Genomic DNA, 15,783 nt, shown 5'->3' with positions numbered 1-15,783 from the left:
GATAAAACTTGGATAAATTTGAACTATTCGTATGAAATTTTGAGTAAAAAAGAAACTTTTACCACTTATAAAAGGACAAAGAGAACGGTCAATCTGTACTTGGATTTAAACTCTAACTCAAACCTTTTTTTGGAGTAGTCATTATGACTTGTTCTGATGGAGGAGTTAGTCTAAAGACATTTTGACCTGAGTGGAGACACTCAGGGCGGCATTGGTATAAACCATTCGTGATGACACGAACGCTGGCACAGTGGAAACATTCAGGGCGGCGATGAGATGGGAAACAGATGGCTTTTAATCCTAATTCCTCAATCCCAAGATACTTCTGGCTCTTTCCAAGTCTTCAAGGGTATCAATAGCGACGGCATGGTGGACGGTGGAAACCATTCTGATTTTAAATCCATTTTCCAATAGTCTTAGCTGCTCAAGCATTTCCACTTTTTCCAAGACGCTTTTTCCCAGAGCCGTATAAGCAGTTAATGCTTCCCTTCTGTACGCATAAATCCCAACATGCTTCCAATACTGGAGGTCTCGGATTTTGTCTCTATTGTAGGGAATGGGTGATCTGGAAAAATACAGCGCATCGCTTTTCAGGTCTGTAATGACCTTTACAAAATTCGGGTTTTGGGCCTCGTCCTCAGAAATCAGGGTTTTTAAGGATGCTATCTCAACCGACTTATCCTCAAACACTTCCACCAAATCTCTCAGTGACTTTTCATCCTGAAAGGGTTCATCCCCCTGCACATTCACAATGATTTCAGCATCCACTTTTCCCAGTGCCTCTGCGATCCGGTCTGAGCCACTTTCATGAGCTGTCTCGCTGTAGAAAACGTTCCCTCCAACTTCCTCTATCTGCTTTCGGATTTCCGCATGATCTGTCACCACCCAAACCTCATCAAACACATTCGTAGCCAAAGTGCTCAGATAAGTTCGTTGGATTACTGATTTCCCACCGAGATCCTGGACAAGTTTGGCTGGCAAACGGGTGGAAGCGTATCTGGCTGGAATAAGGGCGGCGGTTTTCAAAACAATCTTGAATTAAAGTTATACTCTAAATTTCGCAAGTAGCTTACTCAACCAGTCAGGAGATTTCCTCTCATCTTCTTTATCATAATAACTACCAGTATAAGCATCTTTTCTCATGTAAGAGTAATTGTAACCATAGCCGTAATTGTATCCACCAAAATCATATACATCCAGCCCTGCCTTCATGCCATTGAAAACAGCATAAATATTATCTACCTGGTCGTTGGCATACAAATCATTGATCATCAAGAGGTATCTTTTATGCGTGTAATCCTGACGGACGATATATAAATTCACATCCGAGAACCTCATTAAATCCATAGTTTCAGAGACTAATCCGATTGGTGGCGTATCCATCACTACCACATCAAACTCTTCCTCAAAAGACTCCAACAACTGATTCATTTTATCCTTTAAAAGAAGTTCGGCAGGATTGGGAGGCACAGGCCCGGATGGAACAACAAATAAATTGTCAAATACGGTAGGGACCACAATCTCTTCCCTCGTTGCTTTACCCACAAGGTAATTAGACAAACCAGTTTGATTTTCCACTCCAAGATATTCGGAGATTTTTGGCCTACGAAGGTCCAGACCAAGTAATATGGTTTTTTTGCCGCTAAGCGCAATGGCAGAAGCCAAATTGATACTTACAAAGGTTTTCCCTTCTCCTGATACTGATGAGGTTACCAGTATTCTCTTGCATTTCTTTTCACTGGAAATATAAAACAAGGCTGAGCGCAAAGATCTAAATGATTCAGTGACCATTGACTTTGGGTGCTCCTGTACCAGCAAATTAGTGTCTTTTGTACTGTACCCTATAGTACCCAACAGCGGGATTCTAAGCACATTTTTCAACTGAACCTGATCTACTACTTTATTATTCAAATAATGGTATGCGAGTAAAAGTGCCAAAGGGATGAATAAGCCCAAACCAAAAGCAAGCCCATAATTTTGTGCTTTTTTAGGAAAAATGAGGCTACCTCTTCTCGCGTAATCCAAGACTGAATTATCCGAAATATTAGAAGCTCTGGCTATTCCTGCTTCAGCTCTTTTCTCCAATAAATAGTTATATAAATTTTCTCTAAGCTTAAACTCCCGATTCAGGGATACAAAATCAGATTCTGCCTTAGGCAATTTTGAAAACTCCTGATCCTCCAATTCTAACTTTGCAAGGGCTTGCTTTTTTCTGTTTTCTGTATTTGAAACGAGATTATTGATGTTTTCAAAAATATTCTCCCGCAGCTTGGTAATCTGCTCGTCAAGCTCAATCACATCCGGGTGTATTTCATTTACTACGGCCAGAAGTTTTCGTCGCTGCAGAGAGATATCGATTAAAGAACCTACCAAACCATTCAATAAACCATCATCAATTCCTACAAGGGAAGGTGCCAAGATATCCGAATAGTCTTTGCCTTTTTCTATTAAGTAGGTCTGAAGAGATCTATAGTATTGCAGCTGAAAATCTATATTTTGAACCTGCTCTTCCAGACTATTCATATTACTCAACACCCCACCAAACTCAGAGTTGATGTCAAGCAATTTATTTTCTACTTTAAAGTTTAAGATCTTCCTTTCAGCAGATTTCAGTGAATCCTCTACTATATGCAACTGCTCATCTAAGAAGTTGAGGGTGTTTTCTGTGATCTGATTCTTTTCTTTGAGATTATAGATTATATAAGAATCCATCAGGGCGTTTACGTAATCCCTACCTTTCTCCACCACCTTGGTCATCATGGATACTTGGAGAACAGTCCCATAAGAATTAATAGGCTTTACAGAAATTGCTCTGGAGTAGTCGTCGATTACATTCATCTGGTTATGAACGATGAACGATAACTTATCTCCAGGCGAGAGATTCTTCTTTTTGTGGATCCGGAAACTACTTTTATCCGAAACAATCTCTTCTTCAAACTTAAAAGGCTTATTTAAGATGGCCTCGTCCATGGGACCAGCTGCTTTGGCGTTCAAAAAGTCAAAGAAACCCGATTCTTCTTGAGTCAAAATAAACTCCTCATCCGAAAGCATGGTAAAGGTAATCTCTCCCATCTCCATCTGAGGGAAAGCAGGGTCCACCTCCACATAGATAGGTGATTGGTCATAGAGCTCCACCTCTTTGATATTGGTAGAGGCAAAGTAGCTCACATTAAAATGAAGCTTACTCAGAGCATCTGCTGCGAGGTTTTTGGAGGTAAGCATCAAAATATCATTCTCCAGATTATATGCTCCCGAGAATATATTTGACCTATCCAAAATCCGCATTTCAGGACTGGAATTCTGTTTGATCAAAATGCTACCCTGTACATCGTATTCTTCCACAGAGTATCTGTGAAAGAGAAAGGTGACGATAAGGCCTAAAAATATACTGGTAACGTAGAGCGGCCAGTACCTGGAATATTTGATCAGGTAATACTTGATATCGATAGGCTTGACCTCATCCTGAAACTTAGTTATATCGACTTTTCCATCTATCATAATCTATCTCCAGTCAGTAATGCAACGATTAATATGATAGAAGAAGTCACAGAAATTATCAAGCCCAGCGAAGATGTCAAGTTATCTGCATTCCCAAATTGACGGATATTCATAGGTTCCAAATACAGAATATCATTGGGTTGAATAAAATAAAAAGGAGAAGCTAGTAACTGACGGTCATTCAAATTGATCTGGTGTATTTTAGTACCTCCATCGTATTGCCGGATAATAAAAAGCTTATTCTTTTTTGCCAAAATATTGGACTCTCCGGCTACTGCCAAGGCATCGAATATAGTAGCTCTATTTTTCAAAATCACCTGTGCTCCAGAACTGCTAAATTCGCCCAAGGCTGTAAAACGAATACCACCGATTCTTAGTTTTACATAGACTTCTTCCTTAAAAAAAGCATTGATCTTTTCCTGTACCAACTGCTGTGCCTCTTCCTCTGTAAGGCTGGATATTTTTATTTTACCCAATTGAGGTAGCTCCACATAGCCTTCTTGATCCAGGCTGTATCCAGTGAAGTAAAATATATCGCTGACTCCGCCGCCGCCACCACCTCCACGCATAGATCTAGACCCCTGAAACTCGAAAGCTTTGGTCAATTCTTCATCAGAAGAAGCAAAATCTATATCCACTACATCAAATGGCTGTAGCACATATTTATATTCTACAGTGGCATAAGGAATAAATTCATCCAAACCAATTTCCGGATTCCCTGGCAGGTTTTGAAGGTAAGTGATGCGCTTATTGCTAATGCATGCAGTAAACAACAAGCAGATCAAAATAAAGCCAATTAGCTTTTTCATTTAACAATTTTAATTATTTCTGTCTTCTGCTTCTCTTTTTTTCTATCTGGGGATCCTTCCAGCATTCTTTGACTCACATCTCTCATAGAAAGGCTTTCTAACTCCCCTCCCTCCACAGCATTATGGATGTGAATAAGAAGTTCCTCTAAGATATTTAAATTTTCGTTTGGGCAATGACCAAAATTATGAGGGTGCCACCACAAATGATAGGCTTTCTTAAGTTTACAAGCAGAATCAATTTCGGATATTATTCGCTCAATTCTCAATTTATTAAAAATAGAATTTTCCCGGTATGGACGAAGGAGCCTACTGGAAGGTATTTGAACTAAAGGCTCTATAGTGCATTTTTCTAAGTCAAATGTCACCGGACTCCCCATTGGAAACAGGGTATCACCAGTTCTAAACACTTTCTTGAGCAGGTTCTCTTTGGAAGTTTCTTGCCAAAACCAATCAGAAGGGTTGGTTCTAGCAGCTTTAAAACCACTTTTAGCAGCAATCTCCAATACCTGTGAATGGTATTGATTTCTAGGGAATACCAAACTTTGGACATCTAATCCAAACTTGGATTTTGCTATTGCTTTTGCTGCTAATAGATCTGATTCAAAGGCTTCCAGGGAACTTCCTTTCTCCCCTGTATAAAAGTGTGAAAATGTATGCGAAGCCAATTCCTGACCTGCAAGGGAAGCGATCATTTTGACCTGATCAGGGGCAAATAAACCAGGTAGAGAAGCTGAATTAGATTGCTGCCCCCAGGTATAAGCGGAGTACTTTTCCTTATGAAAATCAGGTTTTCTGCTTGGTGCAAAATGATTCCATTCCTCCCAATTTTCAGCCATTAGCATGCCTACTGTAGCCCAGGTAGCTCTTATCTGATACCTTTCAAAAAGATCCAGAATCTTTGGAATAACCGCTAAAGTTGTCTTGTAATAGCCTTGGTAATCTTCAAGTCGGTATTTATCAAACCTACCCCAGTGTAGTTCAAAATCTAAGGAAATTACTATGGAAGCTTTAGACAAATTACTGTATTGATGTGTTTTCCGACCGGAGTGATGAGCTACAAATTAACCATAGGAATGTGAGATGCACAAATGGAAGCCAAATTGACTTCATCCTGTAAAACAACCCCATGTTATTCAGAGTAAAGGTAAAAATCAAAAACATAGCAAATGCAATTATTGTGTAGTATTTAATTGAAAAAGGCATTTGAACTGCTTTTTTCCAGCTAAATCCTATCCCAAGAATTAAAATCAAAAGTAGGAAACTGTTTTCCATGGCAAAGACTAAAGACAGGAAATCCCAGCTTTCCCAAATTAATGGTCTAAAAGTAACTGCAAACCACCTTTCCATTGTATTCATACCTCCCATCGGAAGTTCTGTATTGGCATTGTATTCAGTCAAAAAGCGAAGCTGGGAATCACTAAGATTTCTTAGCTTCTGCCAGGTAAAATCCTCCAGATGTAAGTAGGAAACAAAATGCTGAACAGCTTTGAAAAGAACTAAAGCCATGATCACTATCACTCTAAACCTTATAACAAACGATCGTTTTTTTAGGAAGAGAAAAAGGTAATAGGCTAAAATTGGTAAAAACATGAACCCAATAAAGGGGCGAACCAATAAGCAGGTCATCCATCCGGTTAGGACCAAAAAAGGCTGGTTCTTTTTGACTGAAAAAGCGTAGAACATCAACCCGAGCCCAAAAAAAAGCAAGGACTCCTTGGAAACTCCTGCGGTCCAAAAATGTAAACCCGGCAAAAAGAGGGGCAAATAAAGCAGTTGGGAATAAGCGAGGGAATCCTTGTATAAACTGATCAAATATCTGATTCCCTCAAATAGTAGAAGTAGCCCCGCATAGGAAATCATAGCATATAGTACAGATCCTGATAAATAACTCAAGCCTAAGGCCTTATAAGGCAGGTAATTCAACCATTGTATAAAAAAGGTGTTTACACCGAAATGCTCCATCCAGGTGCTGGCATATTGGGAAGAGTCAGCAGTGACAGTCCAGTATCGGTAAGAGTCTCCTCCATTTCTCAGGATATATAAGGCAAAGACAAGTGAAAAAGTAAAATGAACTAACCAAAGCAGCACTACCAATAACACCTCTAACTTACTATAAATCTTTTGCTTATACCTAAAAATCAAAAAACTCAGAACCAGCAAATTGCTACATCCAAAAATAAAATAGTCTAAGATTACCAAGTTCATTTTACGGCCTCCTCATAGGAATCAAGTGTTGTTTCTAAAGAAAATAACTCCTGCCCCAAGTTCTGAATACCAATTCTATCCTTGTATTTCACTCCAAGACTCCAATTGAGTATTGCCTCTATGGAAAAGTTGCTATGCTTAAGAAAAAAACAAGCATCACTTTGGCCTAGAATAGAATCCAAATCTCCAATTCCGGAGGAAATTAAAGTTGGCAGACCACACATTAGGTATTCTCCCACCTTGATCGGCAAAATTCCTCTTACGCTTGGAACGGTAGTTCTTAAACTTATCCCCAGATCAGCTGCGGAGAGATAGGATGGAATTTCTAAGAATGGAACCTTACATAATTGAACCAGATGGGATAATTCTTCAGGAACCTTTCCATTCAAATATACCGAGTCTCTACACAGGAAGATCATTCTAAAGGAAAGTCCTGCTGACTGAAATCCTTTCAAAATATTAAACAAGAGCTCAATAGAATATGCAGGTCCCAAACTTCCAGAATGCACAATAAGCAGTTCATCATCTGTTAGGGTTAATTTCTTTCTGACCTCCTCCCTGGCAGCTTTGTCAAAGTAGAAAGTTTTTGAATCCCTCCCATTCCCTACCAGGAAAAATTTACCTCCATTGAGATGGGGTAGGTTGTTTAGATGCCAGTCGATTGATCGCTGAGTTCTGGTAATAACTTTATCAGCATTTATCAGCATTTTACGCTCTACACCTGACAAAATCCTATGCATAATAGAACCCTCTTTCAGCCCCCCCTGATCCAAACGCTCCTGAATAGGCAATCCATCCGCATCAAAGATAAGCTCGCAACCCAATTCCCTCACTTGCTTATAGATACTTAACAGTAAAAAAGCTGGCATGGTGCTCCTAGGGATCACTGTGTTGATTTGATCGGATTTTATGCTATTCAAAACCTTCTTTCTGTTACCAATGATCGCATAAAGGCTGGCTACACTGGTTGGAATATGGGTAGAGATAGGTATATGAGAATAACGAATATTTACCGCCTCAGCCAATTCATTTATTCTGCGTACTTCTTTGGGGTCTGCCCAGGAGAATTGAAGCACTGATACTTTGGCTACTCCTCTTTCCTGTAATCCAGAAAAAATCGGGAAAAATAAATTTTCCAGGTAATTAGTCTTGTCAGAGTCCCAGGTGATGAATAGAATGTTTTTCAAGGATTTTTGATTTCGGATGTCGGATTGCTGATTTCGGATTTGGGATTTCGGGTTTGGGATTTCGGGTTTTGTGTCATTTCGAAGGAGGAACGACTGAGAAATCTAATTCTAGATGCACATGTAGGATTTCGGATGTCGGATTTGGGATTTCGGATTTGGGATTGTATTATGAATTAACCCATTATTTCAACTCGTATAGATGGATGCGCCATGCAGAACTTTCATTTTCAAACACTTTTACTAAAGACATTTTATCACTTTCCACAGGCAATGCAGAGAGAATATAATCCACCTCAAGTTCCTCTTTCAGATAGTCATAATCGTAATCAGGCTCCATCAAAGGTGATTCATTTCTCCACTTGTACATAAAGTAATCATCCGGATATTGGGCATTTTGAAAGTAACACTTATTTCCCCAATCCAGAAAATGAGCTTTTAGAGATTGGTCTTTTTCCAATTCATGCTGAATCACTTGATAGACTTTCTCTTTATGAGATTTGGCATAGACCTGCAGGTAACCATCGTAAGTCTGCAACCCATTGAATGTAGCTACTGCGGGCGGAATATTGAAATTTATAAATCTTTCTTGCCCTTGTTCATCAGCTAAGAACACCTTTAATTCTTCAAACTGAGTTTCTGCAAAATAAGAGCTATAGGTGGGCACCTTTTGATCTAAAACATGGATATAAGAATTGATCGTATATCGCCACTCGTACTGATAGAGGAAAATATTGACACACAAAAACAGAGGTATCAAAACCCTATATCCTAGGAAATGTAATTTTGCCCAAAAATAAACTATAGATGCCATCATGAGAAAGGGTATCCAGTATTCAAATCTTAACACATTGAGGGAACCCAACTCTGGAATCAGCTTTCCCATGATAGTTATACTACCAGTTAGGCTTACCAGAGAAAGAAGGCAACTAATCAACAGTAGTAGGGCCAAAAACAGGAAACCTTTGCGGGAAGCTGACTTTTTATACCATGCGTAAATCCCCAGGCAAAGCATAAAAATGATATAAATGGGGCTGTAATGAACACCATTTTGATCCCCAGAACCAAAAAAAACCCAAGGATATTGCTGGGTCCATATGCCAAAATCATAGGTAAATTCAGTTCTGTGACTAATAAAACTAGGGTTAAAGAAATAGCCTTTGATCAAGTGAATTTCCTGAACTAGGAAGAAGATCAACAAAAAGCACCAAAACAAAATGGCTTTTAAATGGAATTTTCTCTCCAGGAAACATACCACAAGCAGCCAAAATAAGATGCCAAGAAGTAAATACAATGCTGCCAAAGAAAGCATAGAGTAAATGGCATACCCTATTAGAATCATTAAAGAGGCGGTAGTTTCTTTTTTTCGCAAAAGCAGCACAAACACTTGCACTACTGCAGGAAGAGCGGCAATAGAAATCCCTCTATGAGGGTAGAAAGCCAGGCTCGCCCAAAGCAGGCAAATAAGAACTTCCAGTGTATTGTCTCCAAAAATTAGTTTTTGTCCCCTCAGCCAAAAGCGAAAGGAAAAAAAAGCAATTATACAGATGAGTGCCTTGTTTATTATATAAGCCTTGAAAAATGGAAAGAGCGCAAAAAGAAGCAGTTCAATATTAAAACCAGAAGGATAAGAAAATCGGGGTAATTCCAACAGCATCCCCTGAACAGGCGTATTCCAAGAAGAAAAGACCTTTCCCTGATCCTTAAGCATTTTATACCATGCCAAGTTCGAATCCATATTGTCAGTAACTGGCAGATATACATCCTCACCGAATATCAGGTAAGGTAGAAGCATTGCTATGAAAATTATAGCTGCAAAAAGGTAAGGTATAAGTTTTGGTCTGGATGATTTGAGATTTGCAACTACGGTCACGGTCTAGATCTTATTGTTTATAGGACTCCAATTGATGCGAAAAGACATAAACTACCCAGTTCACTTTTTTCTTAACAGTCTTTGCAACACCATAAAATTGCCATCCAAAGTGTATTTCTCCTCTACCAGCTTTCGTCCATTCTGACCCAGCTTTACCCTTAAATCCAAATCCTGAATCAGTTTCTCAAGAGCAACTTCCCATTCCTGAGGATCTTTGGCCAAAAAGCCATTCCAGCCTTCCCTTACCACATCTTTATTCATCCCAACAGCAGAGGCAACCACAGGCAGTGCACAGGCCATATACTGTATCAGTTTATAGGCACACTTCCCCCGTTCCCAGGCATCATCCGGAAGAGGCATTATCCCTATATCAAAATCAGAGATCAAATCCCCTTCTGACTCTTCTGACCAAGGAATCAAACGAGCCGGGATACCTACATCGGGTATCTTTGTTCCTACCGCATTAATCACCACTAGCTCAATGCTATGTCGCTTCCCTAAGTTTCGGAAAACTTCTTCAAGTGTAAGAAGATATTTCATCGTAGTGGGCGAACCCACCCAACCTATTTTTACGCTTGAATTATCCGACTTTACTTTTTGAGGGTACTTATTGATATCCACTACTGTGGGTAATATTTCTACCTGCTTAGCTTCTGCGAGTAGCGCATACTCTTTCAAATAAGTGTTTCCTGCACATACGAGCTTACTATGACGCATTACCCAGGCGATTTTATCCCCCATCCATTTTCTGACAAGAACATTGGGGTGAGAATCATAATTGTGAAAGACTGCATCATCATAGTCAACCACATACCCTTTACCTGATTTCTCTAAAATCCACTCCCCGTAAGAAGGGAGAAATGGAAACAACTCCTTTTCTATCCAAATTATATCATATCTCCAAGCCCCCAGCAGCCCCCATAACCTCCGGAAATAGCAACCCAGCACAATCATGGGGTTTTGCTTACCCTTCGAATAAAACCCGGTTAGGTATTTCTCATTAAAAAAAGAAGAAACACGCACCTGATAGCCTTCCTTTTCCCAAAGTGGTAAAAATTGATAAGTCCTCAGTCTGCTAGAAGCACCGAGCTTAGGGTATTTTGGAAAAAAAAGAATTTTAGTCTTGGGCACTAGTGCTAATGGTCAATGATCAATTTTCAATGGTCAATGATCAATGGTTAATGATCATTTTCAATAGGCAAATTTGAATGTACACTTTTTAGTGGTCAGGTGAAAAGTATGGACAAATTTAGAATGAAATGTGGGGATTTGGTGAAGTTAGTGGTTGGCGGTTGGAGGTTGGAGGTTGGCAGTTGGGGAACACGGATTAAAAATCCTACGGTTTGTTACTCGACATTGCAAATGTCGTATAGCGGGGATATGACGTACACTTATGACCACGAAGTGGTCTAACCTTTCAATAGCCCAGGGTAAGGAGGCACGACGCAACCCTGGGTAGAAGAATTAATATGTTCATCAGCGCTGGCCCACGAGCATCATTCGGAGACGGAGGCGTGGTGCCAGCAAGATGGAAATGGCGGTTATCGGTTGGCGGTTGTCAGTTGTCAGTTGTCAGTTGTCAGTTGTCAGTTGTCAGTTAGGGTAACACGGATTAAAAATCCTACGGTTTGTTACTCGACATTGCAAATGTCGCGTAGCGGGAGTAGCGGGATGGCGGTTGGCGGTAGGTTGGCAGTCTGAAGACTGCATTATCCTAGGTCTAAGCCCGCCTGTCGTCGGACGGGTCTGAAGACTCAGACCAGAAGTGGGCTTAACTTTACAGGTAATCTTCCGTTAGATTAGGAAACCAAAATCAACCTAATGATGAAACTTATTTTTCCCACCGACCCACTGATCAGTGCAGATATTCCCAGCGATTATCCCATCCCTCCAATTGGAGAAGAATTTTACATACGCTTTGAAACTTTTGTGACTGATCCAGAGGATTGGAAAAAAGTAAAGGAACTATTGGATGGAGAGGGATTGACTGTAGAGCGAGTGGAAGATGGAAAAATCTATCTCTATGAGGGACAAAAAGTAGATCTACAGGGCACCCTAGAAAGTGCTGAATACATGCCGTCTATTGTTCAGTATTGGGAAAATCATCCCGAGACGAAACCTGATGGGAATTGATTATGTAATAGTTATCGGTTGGCTGTTGGAGGTTATCGGTTGGCTGTTGGAGGTAGGTTGGCAGTCTGAAGACTGCATTATGATAAGCACAAGTCATGAGACTCCAAAACTTGCTATCAATTGCCGATATGAACCAAAGCGATGTAGGCGCGGAATTATTGTAGCCTAGGGTGGAGACCTGAGGAACGAAGGTCGCAGCCCTAGGTCAAAAAAGACAAAAGGCCATTGCCTTCCCGATATCGCTAATCTCACCGGGACATGCCTGACCTGGAGTATCGTCTGGAAACGATAGACAGTGCAGGAGGATGGAAACGGGAAATTTTTAATAGTGAGTTTGCCGTTGGCGGTTGGTGGTTGGTGGTTAGGGTAACACGGATTAAAAATCCTACGGTTTGTTACTCGACATTGCAAATGTCGTATAGCGGGCTTCCAAAACCATTTTTAGAGGGGCAATATGACCGGAATATCCACTTGATACAAGTCGGGAGAATTGAACCGGATTGTACGGCATTTTTCCCCTTTCTTTTTGAAGGCAAAAAGAAACAAAAACCTTTGTCAAAATAATGCTTCAGCCGCACTGGCATAACGCTGGCCCGCTATTTTGACCTCCTCCCCGCCCTAAAAACTAGCTAATGTGCTAGTTGAGTATTGCTCTTTGATCTAGATACAAGCACTAAAAGTCCAATAGGGACGACCTATGGGTAGCCCCGCCACGGCGGGCTGGCAAAAGATGGAAACCGAATCGATTCTGATAAATGGTCTGTGAAGACACAGACCATGGCGAATCGGATGTCGAGAAGTCCGAATGATGAATATCGAACGATGAATGATGAAGTTTGAGGCAGTCAGAAGACTGCATTGAGGTGGGTCAGCATTTTCCCCTTTCTTTTTGAAGGCAAAAAGAAACAAAAACCTTTGTCAAAATAATGCTTCAGCCGCACTGGCCTAACGCTGGCCCGCTATTTTGACCTCCTCCCCGCCCTAAAAACTAGGCTATGTGCTAGTTGAAAATTGCTCTTTGATCTAGATACAAGCACTAAAAGCCCCATAGGGACGACCTATGGGTAGCCCAGGGTAAGGAGGTACGACGCAACCCTGGGTAGAAGAATTAATATGTTCACCAGCGCTGGCTCAGAATCATCAATCGGAGACGGAGGCGTGGTGCCAGCAAGATGGAAATGGCAGTTGACGGTTGACGGTTGGCGGTTGTCAGTTGTCAGTTATCTGTTGTCAGTTATCTGTTGTCAGTTATCTGTTGTCAGTTAGGGTAACACGGATTAAAAATCCTACGGTTTGTTACTCGACATTGCAAATGTCGCACAGCTGAAATAAGGGTTGGCAGAATGACAAATCCCCCTAGCCCCCTTTGATCATAGCATGTTTTTCAAAAGAAATGTAAAGGTAAAGGGGGAGTTTGTGAAGTGGATGCTTTTTGACTGAGGTCAATTTAAAGTCTGTTGTGGAGTGGAGAATATGGGTTGGCAGTTAGCGGGTGTTGGGTGTAAAATTGAAAAATTTCGGAGTTGTAAATGAGCAGTCTGAAGACTGCATTATCCTAGGTCTAAGCCCGCCTGTCGTCGGACAGGTCGTGAGACTTAGACCAGCTGGGGCATGACAAATCGGGATTACAAATCCCGCTCAGCACAAATCAGCACGAGGAATAAAACCTTCGGGGTTTTGAAAACCCCAAAGGTTAAAAAAACCGGAGAGAAATTCCCTCCGGCTTAATTAATTGTAAGATCAAATTCAATTCATCAACACCTGCTCAAAGGATCCGTCATCGACGGTCAATTGGGAAATGGTGACCAGGACGGTGCCTGCCGTTACTGCATAACCTGCATAGGCCAGCAATACAGCCGGGACCATTCCCGGTGCCGTCAAAACGGCCGTACCGATGGCGGCGATGATCAATCCTGCCTTTTTTACCTTTTGGAAAAAGAGCGGTGTGGGCGCGGTGGCGCGTTGTTTTACTTCTGTGAGTATGTTCATTGTTGGAACGTTAAGTGTTAAATGTTAAAATGTTAAGTGTTATGGAGACCGGTGTCGGATGACCGATACTTCGACTTCGCTCAGTACAAGTGCCGGATGTGGATGTGAAGACAGGAGACCGAAGACGGAAGTGTGCACCGTCGTGGTACGGCGAAGCAGTCGCAGTCATCAGTCTCAGTGTGAGAAGTGCAAGCTTTTTGAGATTGCTTCATCGGGCTTTGCCCTGTTCGCAATGACTTACCTTCAAACGCTTTCATCCTTTCGGGAAGCAGACCTCCTGGGCGGACTTCTTGTTTGCTGCATCACGGTCTTTAGCAATGCCTGCTCGGCTTCCAGCCGGATAAAGAGTTCTTTCAGTTTGGAAAGCTCTTTGTTCAGCTGTCTGAAATCCTGAATAAGGAGGTTCAGGAAGTACGCGATGACAGAGAGGAGGAGTGCGATGACTCCTCCTGTTACTGCCTGAAACATTAGTCCATCCATTCTAATTGATGGCAGGTAAGATTTAAGGCATGTTCTGGATAGCTCCTTATCTCCAGTGTAGCCTTTTCACCTCTTTGCAGTGCCTGACCTATCAGGTGAAGGAGGTTTGTCCATGCTTTTTGGCATGGTACTCCCCTACCTTCTCCTGTAATTTCAGACACGAGGACTATGTTGCGTTGCAGTTGCCTGGTGCAGATTTCCACTTCGGTGGGCTTGTCTGACCTGATTCCGTTGGGGCATCCGAACAGGCTGATCCGCTGCATATGAGTGTCGGGGATCAGATCCAGTTCATAATTACCCTCTGGAATACAGGCTACATCAGCTCTGAAGTGTGCTGCAGGAGGTTCTATGCATTGGCATAGGGTTTTGCCATCCAGCAGCAGTGCAGCGTTTGTTCCTCCGGGCCAGTATTCCCGGTCTAGTACCAGATCCATGGCCTAGCTGACGGCAAGGATGACCGCAGGATTCTGGGATACATCGCGAGAGTCGTACCTGGTCTCGTTCACATCCAGAAAGAACTCAAGTGCCAGCGCGAAGAAGTACGTCTCTCCCGCTATACCCGGTTTGGGGAGGGTCAGGCTAACCGCCGGGGTAGGCAGGCTATTGATCGGCAGTGGCTCGATCCCTATGGTTTCGCTTTTGTAGGTCTTCTGCGCAAAGTCCACTGCTGCCCGGATCAGGGAGAAGCGGTAGAACTCGGTCCCATCCGAATAGACCAGGTTGGTAGTAGGGACGATTTGGGGAATGGTCACCGTGAAAGAACCTTCATCCTCAGCCTTCTCAGGCTGGATTTTCAGTACATTTTCCAGGGTGGCTTTTTCTGAGAACTCAAAGCCTCTCAGCATGGTCATATCCCCCAGTTCGAACTTCCGCTCTCCTCTTACCGAAACGGGATCAGACTTGACCACTTTCATCGCTAAGGAATAAAGTCGGTTATGGAGTTTGCCTCCGTTGGACTTGATTTCGATTTCCCGGAAGGCATTTTTGAGGAACTTAGCCGAAGAGGCAGCAGCTGCAAATTCAGCAAGATTTTCCCGCGTCCTCTGGTATTTGGGATCTGTGAGAATCCTTTTTTTGCTTACTCCTCCTTTACGCCTGGCGATGAATTTGCCATCGCGGTTTTTGTAAAAGGAAAGGTCACCCATGGTGCCTTCCAGTTTGATATATCCAGCTTGTTTTGCCATTTTTTGATTTGTTCATGTGTGAAACATGGGGGAAATCTGGAGGTATCTATCTGGAAATCAAAACAAAAGTGGAATCTGTGGAAACAAAGGAAAACTAAAGCACTATGAGGAAAATAAGGACGAAACCCAACGTATAGGTGACGTATGTATAACGGAACCCCAGCGGAACTATAACGGAACCCCAAAGGAGCTATACTTCAGTATGGGGATATCTGGAGGTTGGAAGTTGGAGGATGGAAGTTCTGGACATGACTGTTGTTTGTAAGGAGTAAGTAGTAGGAACTCTTTAGACTCTGCCCTGATGGAGTTTGAAGGCAGTCTGAAGACTGCATTAGGTTTGGTCCAAGTCTGGAAAGCTCTGGAGCGGTTAGAAGTTGGTAGATGTCCATAACATTAGCCAAAGCGCTGTAGGCGCGGAATTATTGTAG

15 protein-coding genes are annotated in these 15,783 nt (G+C 41.9%); 3 read left to right on the top strand and 12 right to left on the bottom strand.

Annotated features, from left to right (window positions below; translation table 11 throughout):
* Positions 1-300 precede the first annotated feature (300 nt).
* The 8 genes from kdsB to BM386_RS01550 form a co-directional block, all read right to left on the bottom strand.
* On the bottom strand, positions 301-1,026 hold the full coding sequence (gene kdsB, locus BM386_RS01585) for a 3-deoxy-manno-octulosonate cytidylyltransferase (RefSeq protein ID WP_091691312.1): 726 nt from the start codon (positions 1,024-1,026) through the stop codon (positions 301-303).
* A gap of 18 nt (positions 1,027-1,044) precedes the next feature.
* The gene (locus BM386_RS01580) at positions 1,045-3,498 is read right to left on the bottom strand and encodes a GumC family protein (RefSeq protein WP_091691311.1); all 2,454 of its coding nucleotides are present in this window, start codon (positions 3,496-3,498) and stop codon (positions 1,045-1,047) included.
* Positions 3,495-4,307 carry a polysaccharide biosynthesis/export family protein gene (locus tag BM386_RS01575; RefSeq protein ID WP_091691310.1) on the bottom strand — a complete coding sequence of 271 codons (813 nt, stop codon included), beginning with the start codon at positions 4,305-4,307 and terminating at the stop codon, positions 3,495-3,497. The genes BM386_RS01580 and BM386_RS01575 overlap by 4 nt, the downstream gene beginning before the upstream one ends.
* The gene (locus BM386_RS01570) at positions 4,304-5,323 is read right to left on the bottom strand and encodes a polysaccharide deacetylase family protein (protein WP_211482871.1); all 1,020 of its coding nucleotides are present in this window, start codon (positions 5,321-5,323) and stop codon (positions 4,304-4,306) included. The genes BM386_RS01575 and BM386_RS01570 overlap by 4 nt, the downstream gene beginning before the upstream one ends.
* A 1-nt stretch (position 5,324) precedes the next feature.
* Positions 5,325-6,512 (bottom strand): hypothetical protein, encoded by a 1,188-nt coding sequence (locus BM386_RS01565; RefSeq protein WP_091691309.1) that lies wholly within the window; start codon positions 6,510-6,512, stop codon positions 5,325-5,327.
* Positions 6,509-7,699, bottom strand: coding sequence for a glycosyltransferase (locus BM386_RS01560; RefSeq protein WP_091691308.1), 1,191 nt, complete (start codon positions 7,697-7,699; stop codon positions 6,509-6,511). Before BM386_RS01560 ends, BM386_RS01565 begins: the two co-directional genes overlap by 4 nt.
* Positions 7,700-7,880: 181 nt before the next feature.
* Entirely contained in the window at positions 7,881-9,569 is a 1,689-nt protein-coding gene (locus BM386_RS01555) for a DUF6044 family protein (protein ID WP_280140985.1), read from the bottom strand.
* A 60-nt stretch (positions 9,570-9,629) separates the two neighbouring features.
* Complete coding sequence (locus BM386_RS01550; protein ID WP_091691306.1) at positions 9,630-10,700, bottom strand: glycosyltransferase family 4 protein; 1,071 nt, start codon at positions 10,698-10,700, stop codon at positions 9,630-9,632.
* A 693-nt stretch (positions 10,701-11,393) separates the two neighbouring features.
* Between BM386_RS01550 and BM386_RS01545 the strand changes: the two genes are divergently transcribed.
* Together BM386_RS01545 and BM386_RS01535 are read left to right on the top strand one after the other, a co-directional pair.
* The gene (locus BM386_RS01545; protein ID WP_139235824.1) at positions 11,394-11,702 is read left to right on the top strand and encodes a hypothetical protein; all 309 of its coding nucleotides are present in this window, start codon (positions 11,394-11,396) and stop codon (positions 11,700-11,702) included.
* A gap of 258 nt (positions 11,703-11,960) precedes the next feature.
* The gene (locus tag BM386_RS01535; protein ID WP_091691303.1) at positions 11,961-12,266 is read left to right on the top strand and encodes a hypothetical protein; all 306 of its coding nucleotides are present in this window, start codon (positions 11,961-11,963) and stop codon (positions 12,264-12,266) included.
* Between the two features lie 1,182 nt (positions 12,267-13,448).
* On the opposite strand, the gene BM386_RS01530 is transcribed toward BM386_RS01535, so the two are convergent.
* The 4 genes from BM386_RS01530 to BM386_RS01515 all read right to left on the bottom strand — a co-directional run bounded on the left by BM386_RS01530 (position 13,449) and on the right by BM386_RS01515 (position 15,355).
* Positions 13,449-13,691, bottom strand: coding sequence for a hypothetical protein (locus tag BM386_RS01530; protein ID WP_091691302.1), 243 nt, complete (start codon positions 13,689-13,691; stop codon positions 13,449-13,451).
* A gap of 243 nt (positions 13,692-13,934) precedes the next feature.
* A complete protein-coding gene (locus BM386_RS01525; RefSeq protein WP_244545433.1) occupies positions 13,935-14,159 on the bottom strand; it encodes a hypothetical protein in 225 nt (74 codons plus the stop codon).
* Positions 14,159-14,605, bottom strand: a complete 447-nt coding sequence (locus BM386_RS01520) for a DUF5675 family protein (RefSeq protein WP_091691300.1) — start codon at positions 14,603-14,605, stop codon at positions 14,159-14,161. The genes BM386_RS01525 and BM386_RS01520 overlap by 1 nt, the downstream gene beginning before the upstream one ends.
* A gap of 3 nt (positions 14,606-14,608) precedes the next feature.
* On the bottom strand, positions 14,609-15,355 hold the full coding sequence (locus tag BM386_RS01515; RefSeq protein WP_091691299.1) for a hypothetical protein: 747 nt from the start codon (positions 15,353-15,355) through the stop codon (positions 14,609-14,611).
* A 25-nt stretch (positions 15,356-15,380) separates the two neighbouring features.
* On the opposite strand from BM386_RS01515, the gene BM386_RS01510 reads away from it, so the two are divergent.
* Entirely contained in the window at positions 15,381-15,620 is a 240-nt protein-coding gene (locus tag BM386_RS01510) for a hypothetical protein (protein ID WP_091691298.1), read from the top strand.
* Positions 15,621-15,783: the final 163 nt, after the last annotated feature.

Source organism: Algoriphagus locisalis (assembly GCF_900116615.1).
Classification (GTDB): domain Bacteria; phylum Bacteroidota; class Bacteroidia; order Cytophagales; family Cyclobacteriaceae; genus Algoriphagus; species Algoriphagus locisalis.
Note: the sequence above shows the minus strand (reverse complement) of the source record. Positions and strands in the feature narration are given on the sequence as shown.

Coding starts and splice junctions, on each gene's coding strand:
- BM386_RS01580 (WP_091691311.1), bottom strand. CDS start 3,498: ATGATAGATGGAAAAGTCGATATAACTAAGTTTCAGGATGAGGTCAAG.
- BM386_RS01575 (WP_091691310.1), bottom strand. CDS start 4,307: ATGAAAAAGCTAATTGGCTTTATTTTGATCTGCTTGTTGTTTACTGCA.
- BM386_RS01565 (WP_091691309.1), bottom strand. CDS start 6,512: ATGAACTTGGTAATCTTAGACTATTTTATTTTTGGATGTAGCAATTTG.
- BM386_RS01545 (WP_139235824.1), top strand. CDS start 11,394: ATGAAACTTATTTTTCCCACCGACCCACTGATCAGTGCAGATATTCCC.
- BM386_RS01535 (WP_091691303.1), top strand. CDS start 11,961: ATGCCTGACCTGGAGTATCGTCTGGAAACGATAGACAGTGCAGGAGGA.
- BM386_RS01530 (WP_091691302.1), bottom strand. CDS start 13,691: ATGAACATACTCACAGAAGTAAAACAACGCGCCACCGCGCCCACACCG.
- BM386_RS01525 (WP_244545433.1), bottom strand. CDS start 14,159: ATGTTTCAGGCAGTAACAGGAGGAGTCATCGCACTCCTCCTCTCTGTC.
- BM386_RS01520 (WP_091691300.1), bottom strand. CDS start 14,605: ATGGATCTGGTACTAGACCGGGAATACTGGCCCGGAGGAACAAACGCT.
- BM386_RS01515 (WP_091691299.1), bottom strand. CDS start 15,355: ATGGCAAAACAAGCTGGATATATCAAACTGGAAGGCACCATGGGTGAC.
- BM386_RS01510 (WP_091691298.1), top strand. CDS start 15,381: ATGGGGGAAATCTGGAGGTATCTATCTGGAAATCAAAACAAAAGTGGA.